Raw genomic sequence first — 19,263 nt, forward strand, 5'->3', positions numbered from 1 at the left:
GCACGCAGGTTGGAAAGTCGTTCGGATTTCCCTCTTGCTGCTGGCGCCGGGGCTTTTTCTTGTTAATGTGAAGCCCGTCAGAGGCACGGAACTCAAATGGTTTACGTCATCGCATATCTGAAGGCGCATGCGGGCAAGGGCGACGACGTCGTGGCCCGTGCCGCACCGCTGATCGAGGCCACCCGCAAGGAGGAGGGCTGCATCAGCTACGATCTCTATCTAAAGCCCGCCGAGCCGAACGCGCTGGTCTTCGTCGAGACCTGGAAGAGCCGGGCGGCCCTCGATGCGCACTTCGCCGAACCGCATCTGAAATCCTTCCAGGCGGCGATGGCCGACCTGCTCGTCGAAGCGCGTATCGAGGTCGTGCATCCGGAAAAGGTCGAGGTCATCTGACGTGCCCTATCGTTCGACGGAGATCCTCTCTCCGGGTGCCGCCGACAAGGCGCCGCTTCACCGGGTGACGCTCACCCACGACCAGCGGCATCTGCGCCGCAAGCTCCTGCATCTCGAAAACGAGGATGTGGTGATGCTCGACCTCAAGGAGCCGGTAATGCTTGCCGACGGCGACTTGCTGGTGCTGGAGGGCGGCGGCTATATCGAAGTGAAAGCGGCTGAGGAGGCGCTCTACGAAATCCTTCCGCGCGACAGGCTGCATCTGGTCGAACTCGCCTGGCATCTCGGCAACCGGCACCTGCCGGCAGCGATCGAGGAGGGGCGGATCTTGATCGCCCGCGATCCCGTCATCCGCGCCATGCTCGAAGGGCTCGGAGCGACGGTAAGCGAAGTGGTCGAGCCGTTCCAACCCTTGCGGGGCGCCTATCACGGCACCGGCCATAACCACCATGGGCACGGTCGCCACCACGACCATGGCTGACGATGCGGCCACGCAGGCTCTATTGCGCCTCGTCACCTGGCTCTCGCCCGCCTTTCCGGTCGGCGCCTTTTCCTATTCCGGCGGATTGGAGCAGGCGGTTCATGACGGCCTCGTTACAAGTGCCGGCGATCTGCGGCAGTGGCTGGAAACGCTGGTGAACCGCGGGCCGATCTGGAACGACGCGCTGCTTCTGGCGGAAAGCTATCGCGGCCATGACGATCCAGCCCGGCTACGGGCGGTCGGCGAACTTGCCGAGGCGCTTGCCGGCTCCCGCGAGCGACACATGGAAACCATGCTTCTTGGCGAGGCGTTCCTTGCCTCCGCCGGCCACTGGCCGCACCCGGTGCTGGAGACGCTCGGATCGACGGCCGCCTATCCGGTGGCGGTCGGTGCTGTCGCCGGTGCGCATCGGACCGGACTTGAGCCGACGATCGCGGCCTTTCTCAACGCAACGGCCTCCAATGCTGTATCGGTTGCCATCCGTTGCGGCGTCATCGGCCAGCGCGACGGCGTCGGCTTGCTTGCCGGGCTGGAGGCGGCGATCGCGGCGGTAACCGTTCGCGCCGCGCGCGGCTCGCTCGACGATCTTGGCTCGGCCGCGATCATGGCCGATATTGCATCGCTCAGACATGAATCCCTGCATTCGCGCCTGTTTCGTTCGTGATGCATGTCGCCAAAAAGTGGCAATGGTTTTGGGCCAACGACATGGGAAGACTCAGGCGCCCGGAAAGGACATAGAAAATGCCATCGAAAAACGGTCCCCTTCGCGTCGGCATCGGCGGCCCTGTCGGGTCCGGCAAGACGGCGCTGACCGACAAGCTGTGCAAGGCGATGCGCGAGAAATATTCGGTCGCCGTCGTCACCAACGATATCTACACGAAGGAGGATGCCGAGGCGCTGGTGCGGATGCAGGCGCTCTCTTCGGAGCGGATCGTCGGCGTCGAGACCGGCGGCTGCCCGCACACGGCGATTCGCGAGGACGCCTCGATCAATCTTCAGGCGATTGCCGACCTTAACTGCCGCATCCCCGATCTCGACGTCGTCTTCATCGAATCGGGCGGCGACAACCTCGCTGCGACCTTTTCGCCCGACCTGGCGGACCTGACCATCTATGTGATCTCCGTCTGCCAAGGGGAGGAAATCCCGCGCAAAGGCGGCCCGGGGATCACCAGGTCGGATCTGCTGGTGATCAACAAGAAGGATCTCGCTCCTTATGTGGGCGCCGACCTCGAAGTTATGGAGCGCGATGCGACACGCATGCGCGCCGAAAAGCCCTTTGTCTTTTCCGACATGAAGCGCGGCGACGGCATCGAACGGATCGTCGAGTTCCTGACGGTGCAGGGCGGGCTCTAAACTCGGGACCTTAGAACTGTTCGAGCGCCTGACGGTCGCGAATTTCGATCACCCGGCCCTTCACCACGACCCGATTGACGAAGCGTGGAGAAGGCGCGCGACAGCGCCTCGGGGGCGAGGCCGAGTTTGCCAGCGAGCACGCACTTCTGAAACGGCAGGCGGAAGGAGAAGCTCTCGGAACTGTTCTGGCAATGGCTCAGAATGTAGTTCGCGACTCGCTGAGGTGCGGTGAGAAGCCGGTCTTCGGCAAGGCAGTCCTCGGCCAGCTTGCCGTGGTGACAAAGAATTTCGAGAAGCGCCTGGGCAACGGCCGGGTCTTCGGCGGCCAGCCGGCGCAGCTTGCCGCCTTCCAGCCGGGCGATGATCGAGTGTTCGGCGGCCTGGGCATTGGCGGTCGCGCGGCGATCCAGGAACATGGCGTTGACGCCGATCAATTCGCCTTTCGGGAAGACTGCGACACCGGCTTCGCGCCCGTACCTTGCCCAGGCGATAGAGGCGGACGAGCCCCGAGAGGACGACCAGCACATCGTCGAGCGGCTCGTTCTGGCGAAATAGCGTGACGTGCGCTTCGTGCGTCGAAACTGTCGCGCCCTCGACAATCGCCTCTATCGCGGATCGCGGCAGCCGCGAAAAGAATCGCGCATTGAGGAGGATGGCCCGGTCGCTGGAGGTCAATCGCAAGGTCTTCATACCGCTCGTCCGAAAAATCGTGACTAAGCTAGCGGTTTCGCGCCGGTCCTAACTTGACCCGTATCAAACAACTTGGCGAGAAGAGGCGCTGCTGCTTGTCCCTGCTCGGAACGGGTGCAGCAGTAGTTCTTAGAAAATACGGCTTACTCGGCGGCGAGTGCCGGATGGCTGATGACCTTGCGGTCGGACTTGCCGCGCCGCTCGGCCTCCAGCGCCTTGACACGCTCCTCCAGGCTTTCGATCGTCGTGCCCTGTTCTGCGGCAAGCTTGCTGAGCGCCTCGCGGTCGAGCGGCAGGTCTTCTTCCTCCTTCTTGCCGACCATGCGGCCGAAGGTCCAGGCGAGAAGACGCGACAGGTCGTCCATGATCAGGAAGAAGGAGGGGACGACGACGAGGCTGAGCACCGTCGAGACGATGATGCCGCCGATGACCGCGATCGCCATCGGCGCCCGGAACGAGCCGCCTTCGCCGACGCCGAGTGCAGAGGGGAGCATACCGGCGGACATAGCGATGGAGGTCATGACGATCGGCCGGGCGCGCTTGCGGCCAGCCTCGATCATCGACAGCGTCCGGTCCATGCCGTGATGCATCATCTCGATGCCGAAATCGACGAGCAGGATGGCGTTCTTGGTGACGATGCCCATCAGCATGAGGATGCCGATCAGGACGGGCATGGAGAGCGCATTCTGCGTGAGGATCAAAGCGGCTGCCACGCCGCCGATCGCCAGCGGCAGCGAGAACAGGATAGTGAATGGCTGGATGACGTCCTTGAACAAGAGGATGAGCACGACCAGCACCATCATCAGACCCAGCAGCATCGCATTGCCGAAGCTCTGCTGCATTTCCGCCTGCACTTCGGCGTCGCCACTTTCGAGGAACTCGACGGTCCCCGGCAGCTTCGCTTCGGAGGCGATCTGCTTGAAGCGGGCCGACGCGGTGTCGAGGGCGACGCCTACGGGCAGATCGGCGCCGAGCTTCACAACGCGGTTGCGGTCATAGCGTTTGATGGAACTCGGCCCTTCTCCATAGTTGATGTCGGCGACGCTCGCGAGCGGGACTGTCGCACCGGACGCCGTCTGTACCCTGAGATTGCGGATCGCAGCCAGATCTGTCCGGAAATCGCGGTTGAGCTGGACCCGGATCGGGATCAGCCGCCCGTCGAGCGCAATCTTCGTCAGTTGTGCGTCGATATCGCCGATCGTGGCGACGCGGATAACTTCCGAGATCTGCGCCGTGGTGATGCCGAGGCGGGACATCTGCTCATCGCGCGGACGAATCTGCAGTTCCGGCCGCGGCAGGGCACCGTCGGGGCTGACATTGGCGAGCAGCGGATCCCTGCGGAGCTTCGCTTCGAGCGTGGCGATGGCCGTCTCCAGATCCGCCTCGTTGTTGGAAAGCAGGTTGAACGACAGGTCGCGCTCGCCGCGATCGTTCAACTTGGTAACGCGGAGATCCGGGATCGATTGCAGCCGCGCGAAGATTTCCTTCTCGATCTGAGATTGCGGCTTGGTGCGGCCAGCCGGCGGCAGCTTCGGCAGATACTCACCGATCAGCGGCGTGCGCCCGATAACGTCGTTGACGACCTTGTTGACAAGCGAGTGATCGAGCTTCTTGAGCAGCACGGTGACGGCGGCGCGGCGCAGTTCGAGATCGCCCTTCGGCGAGGCGCCCCCGAGGACGAAGACGTTCTCGACTCCCTCGATATCCTTGATGCGGTTGTAGATTTCCGTGGTCGTCCGGTCCGTGTCCTCGAGCATCGCATCGGGCGGCAGTTCAATCGACAGGCTGACGCGCGAATTGTCCTCCGGCGGCAGGAAACTACCGGGCACGAAGGCGATGAGCGCGGCGACGGAGCCGATAGTGAGCAGGATTGCCACGACCAGCGTGGAGTAGCGCGTATACCAGCGTTTCGTGGTGAAGTGCACGACCCGCGTGTACTGCCGCATCATGAAGCCGTCATCATCGTGGTGACCGCCGCCGACATCCGTCGGCTTCATCAGATAGGCCGCCATCACCGGCGTGATCAGGCGGGCGACGAGCAGCGAGAAGAAGACCGAGACAGCGACCGTCAGCCCGAACTGGATGAAGTATTGCCCCGGAATGCCTGGCATGAAGGAAACGGGCACGAAGACCGCGATGATGGTGAAGGTGGTGGCGATGACCGCAAGGCCGATCTCGTCGGCTGCCTCGATCGCCGCCTTGTAGGGCGACTTGCCCATGCGGATATGGCGCTCGATATTCTCGATCTCGACGATTGCATCGTCGACGAGAATGCCGGTTGCGAGCGTCATCGCCAGGAAGCTCACGAGGTTCAGCGAGAAGCCAAGGAGCTCCATGACCCAGAAAGTCGGGATGGCTGAAAGCGGCAGAGCAACCGCTGAGATCAAGGTGGCGCGCCAGTTGCGCAGGAACAGCATAACGACGATGACGGCGAGCAGAGCACCCTCGATCAGCGTATGTATCGCCGCCTCGTAGTTGCCATAGGTGAAGTAGACCAGATCGTCGACCATCTCGATGGTGACGTCCGGATGCTTGGCGCGGATCTCGTCGAGGGTCTTGGCGACTGTTTCGGCGACGCTCACCTCGCTCGCCCCCTTGGCACGGAACACCGCGAAGGTAACGCCCGGGTGGCCGTTGAAGCGCGAGAAGGACTTCGGCTCCTCGTAGGTATCGGTAACCTTGCCGAGCTCCGACAGACGCACGAAGCGTCCGTTCGGCAGCGAGATCATCGTGTTGGCGAGCTGGGAAACGTCGCGCGCGTCGCCGAGCGTACGGATCGCCTGTTCGCTGCCGCCGACCTGACCGCGGCCCGAGCCGAGATCCATGTTCATGCGGCGGAGCTGGCCGTTGACGTCAGCCGCGGTGATCCCGAAGGAATTCAGCCGGTCGTCATCGAGCTCGATGCGCACTTCGCGGTCGGACCCGCCATAGCGGTCGACCCGACCGATGCCGCTTTGGCCCTGGATGGCGCGCTTGATCGTGTCGTCGACGAACCAGGACAGCTCCTCGAGCGTCATGCCGGGCGAGGAGACGGCAAAGGTCTGGATGGCCTGGCCTTCCACGTCAACCTTGGAGACGATCGGCTCCTCGATCGAGGTCGGCAGGTCGCCGCGGATGCGGTCGATCGCGTCCTTGACATCCTGAACGGCCTGTTGCGTGGGCACTTCCATGCGGAAGATGACTGCGGTGGTGGATGTCCCGTCGGTAATCGTCGACTCGATATGGTCGACGCCGGAGATGCCGGCTACCGCGTCCTCGATTTCCTTGGTCACCTGGGTCTCGAGTTCGGCGGGGGCGGCTCCGCTCTGCGCCACGACGATCGAGACGATCGGGACGTCGATGTTCGGGAAGCGGGTGATCGGCAGCGAATTGAAGGACTGCCAGCCGAGCACGACGAGCACGAAAAACGCCAGAATCGGCGCGACCGGATTGCGGATGGACCAGGCGGAGAAGTTCATGGTCTCTGTTCCCGTCAATTGGTTATCGGCTGGTCGGACTTGACCGGATTGATCCGGTCGCCGTCACGCACGTAGGCGCCGGCCTTGGCCACGGCCTGCTCGCCCGGCTTGAGGCCGGAAAGGATCTCGACAAACTGCCCGTCCTGGATGCCGGTCTCAACCGGAACCAGCCGAACGATGCCGTCTTCGACCTTGCGAACGATGGTCTTGCCGTCTTCCGATGTAACGGCGGTTTGCGGCAGGACGACCGTCTGCTTTTCTTCGACCGTAATGACCGCGCTCGCGTACATGCCGGCGCGCGCCTCGGTCGTGTCGGTGAGGCTGATGTGAACCTTGCCGAGCCGCGTGTCTTGATCGATCGTCGGCGCGATCAGGCGGATCTTGCCCGCGACGGTCGCATTGCTTCCGGCGAGCTTCACCGTTGCGGGTTGCCCGACGGCAAGCTTGACGATATCGGACTCGGCGACATCGGCCTTCATCTCGATCGCACCGTCGCGGATCATTGCGAAGAGCGGTTCCCCATTGCCGCTGGCGATCGCGCCGACCTTGGCGTTCTTTGCCGAGATCACGCCGCTGACCGGGGCCTTTACCTCAGTACGGGCAAGCCTGAGGTCGATATCGTCGATCTGCGCCTGGACAACCTTGATGTCCGCTCTGGCGACGCCCACCGATTGCTCGGCCGAGCGAAGGCGGGCGCGCGTGGCGGCGGCGAGTGCCTTCAGGCGGTCCGCCTCGGCGGTCGAGACCGTGCCGTTCTCCGAAAGCCGTACGGCGCGATCGGCGACGCGCGTCGCCTCTTCGGAATTCGCCGTCGCCTCGGCAAGCTGGGCTTTGAGCTGCGCGAGCGAGGCTTCCGCCTTGGCGAGATTGGCCTCCAGCTGACTTTTCTGCAGAAGCAGCGCGTCGTCGTTGAGGACGACAAGGATGCTACCCTCTTCGACGCGATCGCCGACATCGACATTCAACGAGCGGATGGAAAGCCCGTCGACGAGCGGTGCAACATAGGTTTCCTCGACCGCCTGGATCGACCCGGTGGCAAGGACGCGGTCGCTGATCTTGCGTTCTGCCGCTTCCGTCACGACGATCGATGGCAGTGCCTGCGACGGCTGCGGCTTTGCGGCCTCCTCGGCCGAGACGCCCGAAAACGTGCCGAGCGTGATTGCTGCACATGCGCCGAGAAGAGGAAAGAGTTTCTGAGCCATCGGCATATTGTCCTGACAGAAGTAAATCATGCTGCCTCGCCGCTCATCAAGGGCGAAGCTCCGCCTGCAATCATGCTATTTCCCGCGTGTTCCGCCGGCATTGCCGACCGGTGCGATCCACGCGTTCAAAATGCCCGACCCAGAGCATCAAATCGAAGGTACCGACGCGGGAGAAATTACTCAAGGAAGCGAAACCAGAGAAAACCGGTTCCTCCCTGCGCCTCGTCTCCAGTCAATCGTTCCGGGCTATGTAAGCGCGGTAGCAAATGCTTACAAGAGGCCGGAAACGATGGTGCCTCAATATTTCTCCCTGGTGATCTGCCGGGAGGCTATAGTGGAGCGAGTTAAATGCAAGCTTAACAACTGGGGCGGGTTGCCCAAAAGCGCGCGGCATACCGCCGCGCGCTTCTCGGTCTGACGCAAGCCGCGGCCTATTTCAGCGCTCCGTCGGTGATCTCGTGGGTCCAGGCGCCTTCCGGCTCCTTGGAGATGACCGGATCGGACCCGCCGGAGAGCAGCGACTGGACCGTGCGCTTGTAGTCGGCCTCGTCGAGCGCGCCGTTCGAACCTGCCGTCAGCTTGGCGATTTCGCCCATCATGCGCTTCTGGTGCTTCTCCGTCTGGGCGCCGGTCGAGTCGTTTTCGAGCACGATATCCGCGGCCTCGTCCGGGTTCTCCTCGGCATATTTCCAGCCCTTCATCGAGGCGCGGACGAACTTCACCATCTTCTCCTTGAAGGCCGCGTCCTTGAGCTTGTCCTCGAGGACATAGAGGCCGTCCTCGAGGGTGGCGACGCCCTGGTCCTCGTATTTGAAGGTGACGAGATCCTCCGCCTTGATGCCCGCGTCGATGACCTGCCAGTATTCATTGTAGGTCATCGTCGAAATGCAGGCCGCCTGCTTCTGGATCAGCGGGTCGACGTTGAAGCCCTGCTTCAGGACGGTGACACCGTTCGGGCCGCCATCCGTCGGGATTTTCAACTGCGACATCCAGGAGAGGAACGGGTACTCGTTGCCGAAGAACCAGACGCCGAGCGTCTTGCCTTTGAAATCCTCGGGGGTCTTCACGCCCGATTCCTTGAGACAGGTGAGCATCATGCCGGATTTCTTGAAGGGCTGGGCGATGTTGACGAGCGGCACGCCCTTTTCGCGGGTGGCGAGAGCGGACGGCATCCAGTCGACGATGACATCGGCGCCGCCGCCGGCGATCACCTGCGGCGGAGCGATGTCCGGACCGCCCGGCTTGATGTCGACGTCGAGGCCCTCTTCCTCGTAAAACCCCTTGTCCTTGGCGACGTAGTAGCCGGCGAACTGGGCCTGCGTCACCCATTTCAATTGCAGCGTGACCTTGTCGGCGGCATTGGCATGGAAGGCGGCAAGCGAAAAGGCGCCCGCTGCCAGCAGAGATGCAAGTTTTTTGTTCATGTCAGTTCCCTCTTATCATTGCTTGATTGTCAGGCTCGGCCACTGCGGATGGACGGATGCCAGAAGGTGACGGCGCGCTCGATGAGCGCGACCACCCCGTAGAAGGCGGAGCCAGCCACCGCCGCAACGGCGATTTCGGCCCAGACCATGTCGACGTTCATGCGCCCCACTTCCGTGGAGATCCGGAAACCCATGCCGACAATGGGCGTTCCGAAAAACTCGGCCACAATCGCGCCGATCAGCGCCAGCGTCGAGTTAATCTTGAGTGCGTTGAAAATGAAAGGCCAGGCGGCGGGCAGCCTCAGCTTGACGAGCGTCTGCCACCAAGTCGCCGCATAGGTGCGCATCAGGTCGCGCTCCATCTGGCTGGCGACAGCAAGGCCGGAGACGGTGTTCACCAGCATCGGAAAGAAGGTCATGATGACGACGACGGCCACCTTCGATTGCCAGTCGAAGCCGAACCACATGACCATGATCGGGGCGACGCCGATGACGGGGAGGGCGGAGACGAAATTGCCGAGCGGCAGCAGGCCTTTCTGGAGGAAGGGAGAGCGGTCGATGAGGATTGCCACCAGGAAACCGAGGCCGCAGCCGAGTGCATAGCCGGTCAGCACGGATTTCAGGAAGGTCTGGCGGAAATCGGCAGTCAGCGTCGGTACCGAATTGACGAGCCGCGCCCAGATCATCGACGGCGCCGGCAGCAGCACAGACGGGATGGCAAAGCCGCGAACGATGCCCTCCCACAGGACCAGGATCGTGACGCCGAAAAGGAGCGGCACGGCGGAGCGCGCCGCATTGTTGGCCGCTTCGCTCTCAAAGCGCTGGCGGACCAGCCATTCGTTGACGGCCCAGGCGACCAGCCAGAAGAAAACAGCGCCGGCGAGAGCGGTAAAATTCATGGCTTGGCTCCCATGCGCTTGAGGACGGCCGTGTGCGCGAAGCCGACGATCATCACGAGAACTGCCGCTAGGGCAGCCGCCATGAACAGCGCCGCCCAGATTTGCACGGTCTGGCCGTAATAGGAGCCTGCAAGCAGTCGCGCACCGAGCCCCGCCACGGCCCCGGTCGGCAGTTCGCCGACAATGGCGCCGACGAGCGAGATGGCGACGGCGACCTTCAGCGAGGTGAAGAGATAGGGCATGGAGGAGGGCCAGCGCAGCTTCCAGAAAGTCTGCGCCGCCGAGGCATTGTAGGTGTGCATCAGGTCGAGCTGGATCGTTTCGGGACTGCGCAGGCCCTTGACCATGCCGACCACCACCGGGAAGAACGACAGATAGGTGGAGATCAGCGCCTTCGGTAAGAGGCCGGCGATGCCGATCGCATTCAAGACGACGATGATCATCGGCGCGATCGCCAGGATCGGTATCGTCTGGCTGGCGATCACCCAGGGCATCAGCGAGCGGTCCATGGCGCGATTGTGAACGATGCCGACGGCGAGAAGCACGCCGAGCGCTGCGCCGATGCCGAAGCCGAGCAGGGTGGCCGAAAGCGTGATCCAGGCATGGTAGACGAGGCTGCGCTTCGAGGTGATCGCCTTGTTTACTGTCGTGTCCCAGATTTCGGCGATGACCTGGTGCGGTGCGGGCAGCACCGGCCTTTCCTGCACCATCGTGTTCCTGACGAGGTCGGAAAACGCGATCTCGGTGCCGGCACGCGCCGCCGTGTCGCGCTCGAAGGGCGCGTTGAGGAAGATGGCGGCGACGTACCAGACGGCGATAAGAACCAGGACGACGGTGCCGATCGGCAGCAGTTTGTCGCGGGGGAAGCTCGGCTTATGCATCGGCGCCTCCGCCGCTCAACGGCTCGGCGCGCCAAAGATAGAGAATATCGGGCAAGCCTTCCTCGTTGTCGCCGCTCGTTCGGCGTATCGGCACGAAGCCCTGGCGTTCGTAAAAGCGCTGGGCGCGGGCATTTTCTGCAAAGGTCCAAAGCTTGAGCTCGCCCTTTGCTCGCCTCTTCGCTTCGCTGAGTAGCGCGGCCCCAATTCCCGCGCCCCTGTAGGATGGATCGAGATAGAGCGCCGACACAAATTGCTCCTCGGCGAGGGCGAGAAAGCCTGCAATTTCGCCTCGAGACTCGGCAATGATGATGACCGTGCCCTTCGCAAAGAGCGTTTCCCGGTAATAGCGCTCTACATCGGCGGGCCCGTGGATCCTCGGCATCCAGACCGTAGCATCTACCCAGCGATTGAAGATGTCGGCGCAGGCTTTCATGTCCGCCAAGGTTGCATCCCGACAGCGAACCTGGGCGGCGCAGGCACTATTCATCATAGCTGTGCCCCGCTCTCAGGCCTTCCCGCACCCGGTGGGCAATCTCCAAGAACTCCGGCGTTTCGCGGATGCCGAGCGGCCGTTCCCTCGGCAGCGTCGATTCGATGATGTCGGTCACCCGGCCGGGGCGCGGGCTCATCACGACGATTTTGGTCGAGAGATAGACGGCCTCCGGGATCGAGTGGGTGACGAAACAGATCGTCTTGTTCGTCTGCGCCCAGAGCTTCAGGAGCTGCTCGTTCAAGTGATCGCGGACGATCTCGTCGAGGGCGCCGAAGGGTTCGTCCATCAGCAAGAGGTCAGCGTCGAAGGCGAGCGCGCGGGCAATCGAGGCGCGCTGCTGCATGCCGCCGGAAAGCTGCCAGGGATATTTCTTGCCGAAGCCGGTAAGGTTGACGAGCTCCAGCGTCCGTTCGATCCGCGCCTTCTGCTCGTGCCCGGAATGGCCCATGATCTCGAGCGGCAGGGCGATGTTCTTCTCGATCGTCCGCCAGGGATAGAGCGCGGCCGCCTGGAACACGTAGCCATAGGCGCGATTGTGGCGAGCCTCCTCCGGCGTCATGCCGTTGACGGCGATAGTGCCGGCGGTCGGCTTCTCGAGATCGGCGATGATGCGCAGGAATGTCGTCTTGCCGCAGCCGGAAGGGCCGATGAAGGAGACGAAGTCCCCCTTGGCGACGTCGAGGTTGACGCCCGTCAGCGCATTGACCGGCCCGTCGCTGGTCTGAAACGTCAGGCCGAGATTTCGGGCCGAGACCACGGAGGCGGGATTGGATGTCATGGATGGATTCTCATTATGTCTTGCCTGTGCCAGACTGCTATCCGGGCCAGCAACTTGCAATCGCGGATTTGCCGCGGAAGGCTCCTGTTCAAGGTTTTTCAGCGAATTCTGGAGAACGGTCATGTCTCGATCATCCCATCCTGGCTGTCGCGTCGTGCGGCCGGGCAGCGGCTATGCCGGCAAGCAGGGGCTCAACTATTTCGAAGGCATCGCCGCCGAGACGGTGGGCTCCACCGGCATCTGCATGCATTTGTTGACCATGCCGCCCGGTGCGCGCGCCAAGGCGCATCTCCACGAGAGCCATGAGACGGCGATCTACGTGCTTGCCGGCGAGGCGCATACCTGGTTCGGCGAGCGGCTCGAGGAGCATGTGATCGTCAGGGCCGGCGAGATGTTCTACATCCCGGCCGGCGTGCCGCATCTGCCGGCCAATCTTTCCGACAGTCCCTGCACGGCGGTCATCGCCCGGACAGATCCGAAGGAGCAGGAGAGCGTCGTGCTGCTGCCGGAACTCGATGGACTGGTTCCGGCCGATCCTCTCACACGTGGCGGATGACGAACGCAGCATCCGAAATCCGTCACACGCCGGTCGCCGGAATGCCCGTGCGCTGCACGGCGCGCGGTGCGGTCACTTCCTTCCAGGTCGACAGCGCCGTGCTGACCGCCGGGAAGGGGTCGCGCCGGACGAATTCGCCGTGGCCTTCCTGCGTTTTCACCGCCCCTTCCTCGATCGCCACGACGCCGCGCGTCAGCGTGAAGCGCGGCAGGCCGGTGACCGTCTTGCCCTCGAAGACATTGTAGTCGATCGACGATTGCTGATTGTTCGCCGAGATCGTCTTCGAGCGCTTCGGGTCCCAAACGACGAGGTCGGCATCGGCGCCGACGAGGATCGCGCCCTTCTTCGGATAGATGTTGAGGATCTTGGCGATGTTGGTGGACGTCACCGCAACGAATTCGTTCATGGTGATGCGGCCAGTATTGACTCCGTAGGTCCAGAGCATCGGCATGCGGTCCTCAAGACCGCCGGTGCCGTTCGGGATCTTGGTGAAATCGCCGACGCCGAAGCGCTTCTGCGCCGTCGTGAAGGCGCAATGATCGGTCGCCACCACCTGCAGCGAACCGGAGGCAAGGCCGGCCCACAGGCTATCCTGATGCTGCTTGTTGCGGAAGGGTGGCGACATCACCCGGCGGGCCGCATGATCCCAGTCTTTGTTGAAATACTCCGTCTCGTCGAGCGTCAGATGCTGGATCAGCGGCTCGCCGAAGACGCGCATGCCCTTGGCGCGGGCCCGCCGGATCGCCTCATGCGCCTGCTCGCAGGAGGTGTGGACGATATAGACGGGACAGCCGGCCATGTCGGCGATCATGATGGCGCGGTTGGTGGCCTCGCCCTCGACCTCGGCCGGCCGCGAATAGGCGTGCGCCTCGGGGCCGCTATTGCCCTCGGCAAGCAGCTTCGCCTGGAGCTGGGCGACGACGTCGCCGTTTTCGGCGTGGACCAGTGGCAGGGCGCCGAGCGCGGCGCAGCGCTGGAAGGACGAGAACATCTCGTCGTCGTCCACCATCAGGGCGCCCTTATAGGCCATGAAGTGCTTGAAGGTGTTGATGCCCTTGTCCTTGACGATCGCCTCCATCTCGTTGAAGACCTGCTCGCTCCACCAGGTGATCGCCATGTGGAAGGAATAGTCGCAATTGGCGCGGGTCGACTTGTTGTCCCACATGGTCAGCGCCTCGAGCAGCGACTGGCCGGGCGAGGGAAGCGCGAAATCGACGACCATGGTCGTGCCGCCGGCAAGCGCCGCACGGGTGCCGCTCTCGAAATCGTCGGAGGAGTAGGTGCCCATGAAGGGCATTTCGAGATGCGTATGCGGATCGATGCCGCCCGGCATGATGTAGCAGCCGGTCGCATCCAGCGTGTCGGTGCCGGTGAGATTGGGGCCGATTTCGACAATCTTGCCGCCTTCGACCTTGATGTCGGCCTTGTAGGTCAGGTCGGCGGTAACGACGGTTCCACCCTTGATGACAGTGCTCATTGGTTATCTTCCTCTGGATGGTGCTTCGGCAGCCGGGGCCACCAAGTAAAAAGGGCGGAACTTGTCGTCCCGCCCGCAAACTCACTCGACGACCTCGGCCGTTTCCAGAACAGCGTGGAAGAGAACGTCCGCGCCGGCGGCGGCCCATTCCTTGGAAATGTCTTCCGCCTCGTTGTGGCTGAGTCCATCGACGCACGGGCACATGATCATCGTGGTCGGGGCGACCTTTGCCGCCCAGCAGGCATCGTGGCCGGCGCCGGAGATGAGGTTCATATGGCTGTAGCCGAGCTTCTCGGCGGCGCCGCGGACAGTGGACACCAGCTTCGGATCGAAGGTGACCGGGTCGAAATGGCCGACCGCCTCGATCGAACAGCCGACGCCGAGCGGTTCGCAAATCTTCGGCGCTTCGGCTTCGATCCGGGCGCGCATCCCATCGAGCTTGGCCTGGTCCGGCGAGCGGATGTCGACGGTGAAGACGACCTTGCCCGGCAGCACATTGCGGGAATTGGGCGAGAAGAACATTTGGCCAACCCCGCCGACGGCGCCCGGTTGGCTTTCCATGGCGACGGTCTGCACCATTTCGAGGATACGCGCCATGGCGAGGCCGGCATTGACACGCATGTTCATCGGCGTTGAGCCGGTATGGGCCTCCTTGCCGCTCAGCGTGAACTCCAGCCACCACAGGCCCTGACAGTGGGTGACGACGCCGATCTGCTTGTTCTCGGCCTCGAGGATAGGTCCCTGCTCGATGTGATATTCGAAATAGGCATGCATCTTGCGGGCGCCGACCTCCTCGTCGCCCACCCAGCCGATGCGCTTCAATTCGTCACCGAAGCTCCTTCCCTCCGGGTCCTTGCGGGCATAGGCGTAATCGAGCGTATGGACGCCGGCGAAGACGCCGGAGGCGAGCATTGCCGGCGCGAAGCGGGCGCCTTCCTCATTGGTCCAGTTGGTGACGACGATCGGATGCCTGGTCTTGATGCCGAGGTCGTTCAGCGTGCGGATGACCTCGAGGCCGCTCAGGACGCCGAGCACGCCGTCATACTTACCGCCGGTCGGCTGCGTGTCGAGATGGGAACCGATATGGACGGGGAGGGCATCCGGGTCGGTGCCCGGACGGGTCATGAACATGGTGCCCATCTTGTCGACACCCATGGAGAGCCCGGCCTTTTCGCACCAGGATTGGAACAGCCGGCGGCCCTCGCCGTCGGCGTCCGTCAAGGTCTGGCGATTGTTGCCGCCGGCAACGCCGGGGCCAATCCTCGCCATTTCCATCAACGAATCCCACAGGCGGTCGGCATTGACGCGCCTATTCTCGCCAGGTGCAGCCATGGCGCTCTCCTCTTTTGCCGGCTAGGCCCTCCCCGGGGATAGCCATGTTCCCGTCGGTCAAATCGGAGCTTTCCTTTGCGCCCTTCGATCAGCCGTTGCCTTTGTCGGCAATCTGACTGATAATTTGACCGGTTGGTAAACATTACAACTTCCGTGGCGGCACTCAAGCCGGAAAAAGAAAAAAACCAGTTTGTTGCCCAAATAAATGGCGCGTCCGAAATTTGGGCAAAACGCGACGGTGCGGGCATCGGCAGGGGGAGAGATGGTACTTCCGAGAGCGGCGAAAACCCAGAGGCGCACGCGTATCCAGGAGGAGAAGGAGGAGCGGATCCTCGAAGCCGCGCTTGAGGTCTTTTCCGCGAGCGGCTTCCGCGGTTCGACCATCGACCAGATCGCCGAGGTGGCGGGCATGTCGAAGCCCAACCTGCTCTATTATTTCCGGACGAAGGAAGCCATGCACCGCGCCTTGATCGACCGCGTCCTCGATACCTGGCTCGATCCGCTGCGCGAATTCAACGCCGAGGGCAACCCTGTCGCCGAGATCCGCAGCTACATTCGCCGCAAGCTCGAAATGGCGCGGGATTTCCCACGGGAAAGCCGATTGTTCGCCAATGAGGTGCTGCAGGGCGCTCCTCATATCGAGGACGAGCTGAAGGGGCCGCTGAAGCAATTGGTCGACGAAAAGGCCGAGGTTATCCGGGCCTGGGCGAAGGCCGGCAAGATCGCCAATTGCGATCCCTATCACCTGATCTTTGCCATCTGGTCGACGACGCAGCACTACGCCGATTTCGACGTACAGGTGCGGGCGGTGCTCGGCCAGGAGCACGCAGGCGAGGGGCGCTTCGAAGATGCGGCGCGCTTTCTCGAGCGGCTGTTCGTCGACGGGCTACAGGTGCGCGAGTAGCGGTCGACATTGAATTGCAATGGCGGTGCCGTCCCTCATCCCGCTGCCGACCTTCTCCCCGCAAGCGGGGCGAAGGGGTATGCCGCGCCGCCTCAAGTCCGCTCTCCCCGGGCGCCGGAGAGGTGCTAGTTTTTGGTTAAACCCGAGGAGAGGGCCAGAACCGGCTCTTGTGCTCACGTTGGCCAATATAGCTATCCCTGTGCCGGGATGATCTTGGCAATGCGCGCGGCATCGTCGACGATCCAGGTCTCGAGCGTCGCCTTTCGGCCGCGCAGGCTGATATCCAATCGCCTGTCGCCCTCGAGACTGAGGCCGGCGCGTTTGACGAGTTCGACGGAGACGGCAAGCTCGGCATCGTGCTCCTTGGCCAGGCCCTCGAGCCGGCTCGCGGTGTTGATGGTGTCGCCGACCGCCGTCAGCGAGGTCGCCTGACCATAGCCCATCTCGCCGACGATGGCCGGTCCGGCATGGAGGCCGATCGCGAGCCGGAGCGGCCGTTCGAGCTCGTCCCCGAAGGTCTGGTTGAGCGCGCGAATACCCGTCGACAGCCGCGAGGCGGCGGCGAGCGCCTGGCGGCATGCTTCGGGCAGCGGCGACTTCAGCCCGAAGATCGCCAGCGCTCCGTCGCCGATGAATTTGTCGATGACGCCGCCGGAACTCTCGACCGCCTCGCCAACCATCTCGAAGTAGCGGTTGAGCAGGAATACCGTATCGTAGGGCAGCTTGTGCTCGGCAATGCGGGTGAAGTCGCGCAGGTCGCAGAAGAGCACGGCCACGCGCCGCTCGCGCCCGCCGCCGTTCTGCCGGGCAAGCTGCGTCTTGATCCCGAGGCTGTCGGTGTCGAGGATGGGGACGACGGTGACGTTGTGAGTGGGCCGGAACTGGCAGGCCAGCCGGACATTGTCGGGGGCACCGATCCGGCCAAGCGTGGCACGTTCCGCGGCCTCGGGCGCCGGCTGCCCGTCGAGACCCTCGATGACCCGCACCCGGCAGGTCGAGCATCGGCCGCGGCCGCCGCAGACCGAGACATGCGGGATGCCGGCGGCGCGGCTTGCCTCAAGCACGCTGAATCCGATCCCGACCGCCGCCACGCGCCCATCCGGATAGCGGACGCGGATACGGCCCCGCGCCGGCAGCGCGCGCAGCGCCAGGGTCCCGCCGATCAGGCCGGCAAAGCCGCCATAGAAGGCGAGCCGGATGTTTTCGGCGAGGGCCGGATCGAGGCGCGGCCGCTCGCTGACATAGGCCCGGTCGCCATAGCCGCCATGCTCAGCATAGTCGCGACCGAGAGAACGGGCGCCGTTGACGAAGCCGAGCAGCGCGAAGATCGGCACGAGCAGAGCAACGGTATAGAGCAGGAACTCGTAGCGCGGAAACCAGTCACGCCCGCGCATCCAGAACCAGGCGCCGAGGCAGGCGTGGCTCCAAACAAAAAGAAGAGCAATCGTCTGTCGGGTCGTGCCGATCGAACTCGACCAGAGGGCGCGCAGGATGGCCGGGTAGTCGGCATCGACCCCGGTCAGGAGCGGCTCAACCCGGGTGGCGACCACATGGGGGATCAGCAGGAAAGGCAGGCTCAGGCCGAAGATGATCTTCACGGCCTCTCCGACCGGCATCCTCAGCGTCTGGCGGCGATAGAGACTGTCGAGTGCCATCAGGAAGTGCAGGAGTAGCGCGCCGTAGAGCAGGACGGTTCCGGGTACGCTCTGCCAAACGATCGTGAAGACCTGCCGGCCGGCTTCCATCGCGCCGATCGAGATCAGGCCGAGGGAGTGATTTGTGAAATGCGTTAGCACGAAGACGCTGAGCACGGCGCCGGAAATCAGGTGCGTCTTCTTGCGTGTATTGGCGGAAAGGATCGTCAAACAGTCTGCCCGGGGTCTGCCGGCGGCGACCGGCCGCTGCTGGTTTTCCCCTTATCGACCAGTTTGCCGGTGGCGACAACTTACGTTTTCTACACAATCTGTTTCGCGTTCGTGTTCGCTCGGCGATACCACGCCAGGGGCTTGGCCCGACAAATCTATTCCATGATGCGCGGCAGTCCGGCGGCGAGAGCATCGATCGCCAGGCGCAGTTTCGGCAGCAGGTGCCGTGTTTGCGGCCAAACGGCATGGACCTTGAAAACGAGACCCGGCCGATCCGTCAGAACCCGGACGAGCTCGCCGCGCTGTACGCGCTCGCGCACCAACCAGCATGGCAGCCAGGCAAGGCCCAGTCCCTCGGCCGCCGCATCGGCGATCGCCGCGAGATCGTCGAGCCGCAGCCGGGTTTTCGGCAGGATGGTGTCTGCGGCACTGCCTTCGGCGGGGAACGACCATGGCCGCTGTTGGCCTGCGCGGCAGTAGACCACGGCGTCGTGATCTGCGAGGTCCGCCACGGTCTGGGGCGCACCGGATGCCGCGAGATAGGCCGGCGAGGCACAGACCGTCATGCGCTGTTCGGCGATCACCCGCGTCATCAGGCCGGAATCATTGCCCAATACATTGTTGCGGATCGCGAGGTCGAAACCGTCGTCGAGCAGGTCGACCACGCGGTCGTTGAAGGAGAGTTCGAGCTCAAGCCGGGGGTGAATGCGGACGAGGTCGCGAAAGACGGGAGCCACGCATTGGCGGCCGAAGAGCACCGGCATGGAGATCCGCAACCGGCCGCGAATCTCCTGTTTGCCGGATTCAAGTAGGGCTTCGGCCGTCCTGATCTCGCCGAGTGCTTTCTGGCAGCTCTCATAGAAGAGCTGTCCTTCGTCGGTCAGGCTCTGCGCCCGTGTCGTGCGGTGAAAGAGGCGGGTGGCGAGGCGTTCTTCAAGGCGGGCAATCGTCTTACCGACCGCGGAGCGCGAGAGGTTCAACCGTTCTGCCGCCGCAGAGAAGCCGCCGGCCTCCGCCACCTCGACAAACACCGAGATGCCATTCAGATGTTCCATTTAATTGTATCCGCCTAGGAAC

The 19,263-nt window shown here is 63.4% G+C and carries 18 protein-coding genes and 1 pseudogene; 7 read left to right on the plus strand and 12 right to left on the minus strand.

Annotation, left to right across the window (positions count from 1 at the left end; genetic code table 11):
• Window positions 1-96 precede the first annotated feature (96 nt).
• The 4 genes from CO664_RS03600 to ureG all read left to right on the plus strand — a co-directional run bounded on the left by CO664_RS03600 (window position 97) and on the right by ureG (window position 2,227).
• Entirely contained in the window at window positions 97-393 is a 297-nt protein-coding gene (locus tag CO664_RS03600; protein ID WP_037414595.1) for a putative quinol monooxygenase, read from the plus strand.
• A 1-nt stretch (window position 394) separates the two neighbouring features.
• Window positions 395-874 (plus strand): urease accessory protein UreE, encoded by a 480-nt coding sequence (gene ureE / locus CO664_RS03605; RefSeq protein ID WP_097537947.1) that lies wholly within the window; start codon window positions 395-397, stop codon window positions 872-874.
• A complete protein-coding gene (locus CO664_RS03610) occupies window positions 867-1,538 on the plus strand; it encodes an urease accessory protein UreF (protein ID WP_097538574.1) in 672 nt (223 codons plus the stop codon). The genes ureE and CO664_RS03610 overlap by 8 nt, the downstream gene beginning before the upstream one ends.
• 77 nt (window positions 1,539-1,615) lie before the next feature.
• On the plus strand, window positions 1,616-2,227 hold the full coding sequence (gene ureG, locus CO664_RS03615; RefSeq protein ID WP_097537948.1) for an urease accessory protein UreG: 612 nt from the start codon (window positions 1,616-1,618) through the stop codon (window positions 2,225-2,227).
• A gap of 10 nt (window positions 2,228-2,237) precedes the next feature.
• Here ureG and CO664_RS03620 read toward each other — a convergent pair.
• The 3 genes and pseudogenes from CO664_RS03620 to CO664_RS03630 all read right to left on the minus strand — a co-directional run bounded on the left by CO664_RS03620 (window position 2,238) and on the right by CO664_RS03630 (window position 7,577).
• Window positions 2,238-2,917 (minus strand): annotated as a pseudogene (locus tag CO664_RS03620) (Crp/Fnr family transcriptional regulator).
• Window positions 2,918-3,060: 143 nt separating this feature from the next.
• Window positions 3,061-6,375, minus strand: a complete 3,315-nt coding sequence (locus CO664_RS03625) for an efflux RND transporter permease subunit (RefSeq protein WP_037414600.1) — start codon at window positions 6,373-6,375, stop codon at window positions 3,061-3,063.
• Between the two features lie 14 nt (window positions 6,376-6,389).
• Window positions 6,390-7,577: an efflux RND transporter periplasmic adaptor subunit gene (locus CO664_RS03630; RefSeq protein ID WP_097538575.1), complete on the minus strand. Its 1,188-nt coding sequence runs from the start codon at window positions 7,575-7,577 to the stop codon at window positions 6,390-6,392.
• Between the two features lie 28 nt (window positions 7,578-7,605).
• Between CO664_RS03630 and CO664_RS30095 the strand changes: the two genes are divergently transcribed.
• Complete coding sequence (locus tag CO664_RS30095) at window positions 7,606-7,995, plus strand: hypothetical protein (RefSeq protein ID WP_141471675.1); 390 nt, start codon at window positions 7,606-7,608, stop codon at window positions 7,993-7,995.
• A 13-nt stretch (window positions 7,996-8,008) separates the two neighbouring features.
• Here CO664_RS30095 and CO664_RS03635 read toward each other — a convergent pair whose 3' ends face one another.
• The 5 genes from CO664_RS03635 to CO664_RS03655 are packed head-to-tail and all read right to left on the minus strand — an operon-like array spanning window position 8,009 to window position 12,052.
• The gene (locus CO664_RS03635) at window positions 8,009-9,001 is read right to left on the minus strand and encodes an ABC transporter substrate-binding protein (protein WP_097537949.1); all 993 of its coding nucleotides are present in this window, start codon (window positions 8,999-9,001) and stop codon (window positions 8,009-8,011) included.
• Window positions 9,002-9,030: 29 nt separating this feature from the next.
• Complete coding sequence (locus CO664_RS03640) at window positions 9,031-9,900, minus strand: ABC transporter permease (RefSeq protein ID WP_097525150.1); 870 nt, start codon at window positions 9,898-9,900, stop codon at window positions 9,031-9,033.
• Window positions 9,897-10,781 (minus strand): ABC transporter permease, encoded by an 885-nt coding sequence (locus CO664_RS03645; protein ID WP_097525151.1) that lies wholly within the window; start codon window positions 10,779-10,781, stop codon window positions 9,897-9,899. The genes CO664_RS03640 and CO664_RS03645 overlap by 4 nt, the downstream gene beginning before the upstream one ends.
• Window positions 10,774-11,214, minus strand: a complete 441-nt coding sequence (locus CO664_RS03650) for a GNAT family N-acetyltransferase (RefSeq protein ID WP_234819732.1) — start codon at window positions 11,212-11,214, stop codon at window positions 10,774-10,776. Before CO664_RS03650 ends, CO664_RS03645 begins: the two co-directional genes overlap by 8 nt.
• A gap of 46 nt (window positions 11,215-11,260) precedes the next feature.
• Window positions 11,261-12,052 (minus strand): ABC transporter ATP-binding protein, encoded by a 792-nt coding sequence (locus tag CO664_RS03655; protein ID WP_037414608.1) that lies wholly within the window; start codon window positions 12,050-12,052, stop codon window positions 11,261-11,263.
• Window positions 12,053-12,173: 121 nt separating this feature from the next.
• On the opposite strand from CO664_RS03655, the gene CO664_RS03660 reads away from it, so the two are divergent.
• A complete protein-coding gene (locus CO664_RS03660; protein ID WP_176536488.1) occupies window positions 12,174-12,608 on the plus strand; it encodes a cupin domain-containing protein in 435 nt (144 codons plus the stop codon).
• A gap of 22 nt (window positions 12,609-12,630) precedes the next feature.
• On the opposite strand, the gene hydA is transcribed toward CO664_RS03660, so the two are convergent.
• Window positions 12,631-14,085 (minus strand): dihydropyrimidinase, encoded by a 1,455-nt coding sequence (gene hydA / locus CO664_RS03665; protein WP_097537950.1) that lies wholly within the window; start codon window positions 14,083-14,085, stop codon window positions 12,631-12,633.
• 81 nt (window positions 14,086-14,166) lie between these two features.
• Window positions 14,167-15,417: a Zn-dependent hydrolase gene (locus tag CO664_RS03670; RefSeq protein ID WP_097537951.1), complete on the minus strand. Its 1,251-nt coding sequence runs from the start codon at window positions 15,415-15,417 to the stop codon at window positions 14,167-14,169.
• Window positions 15,418-15,679: 262 nt separating this feature from the next.
• Here CO664_RS03670 and rutR point away from each other — a divergent pair, with 262 nt between their 5' ends.
• On the plus strand, window positions 15,680-16,321 hold the full coding sequence (rutR, locus tag CO664_RS03675; protein WP_012708997.1) for an HTH-type transcriptional regulator RutR: 642 nt from the start codon (window positions 15,680-15,682) through the stop codon (window positions 16,319-16,321).
• Window positions 16,322-16,512: 191 nt separating this feature from the next.
• On the opposite strand, the gene CO664_RS03680 is transcribed toward rutR, so the two are convergent.
• Window positions 16,513-18,186, minus strand: a complete 1,674-nt coding sequence (locus tag CO664_RS03680; protein ID WP_095677985.1) for an adenylate/guanylate cyclase domain-containing protein — start codon at window positions 18,184-18,186, stop codon at window positions 16,513-16,515.
• A gap of 155 nt (window positions 18,187-18,341) precedes the next feature.
• The gene (locus tag CO664_RS03685; protein WP_097537952.1) at window positions 18,342-19,241 is read right to left on the minus strand and encodes a LysR family transcriptional regulator; all 900 of its coding nucleotides are present in this window, start codon (window positions 19,239-19,241) and stop codon (window positions 18,342-18,344) included.
• Window positions 19,242-19,263 lie beyond the last annotated feature (22 nt).

Source organism: Sinorhizobium sp. NG07B (assembly GCF_002532005.1).
Classification (GTDB): domain Bacteria; phylum Pseudomonadota; class Alphaproteobacteria; order Rhizobiales; family Rhizobiaceae; genus Sinorhizobium; species Sinorhizobium fredii_C.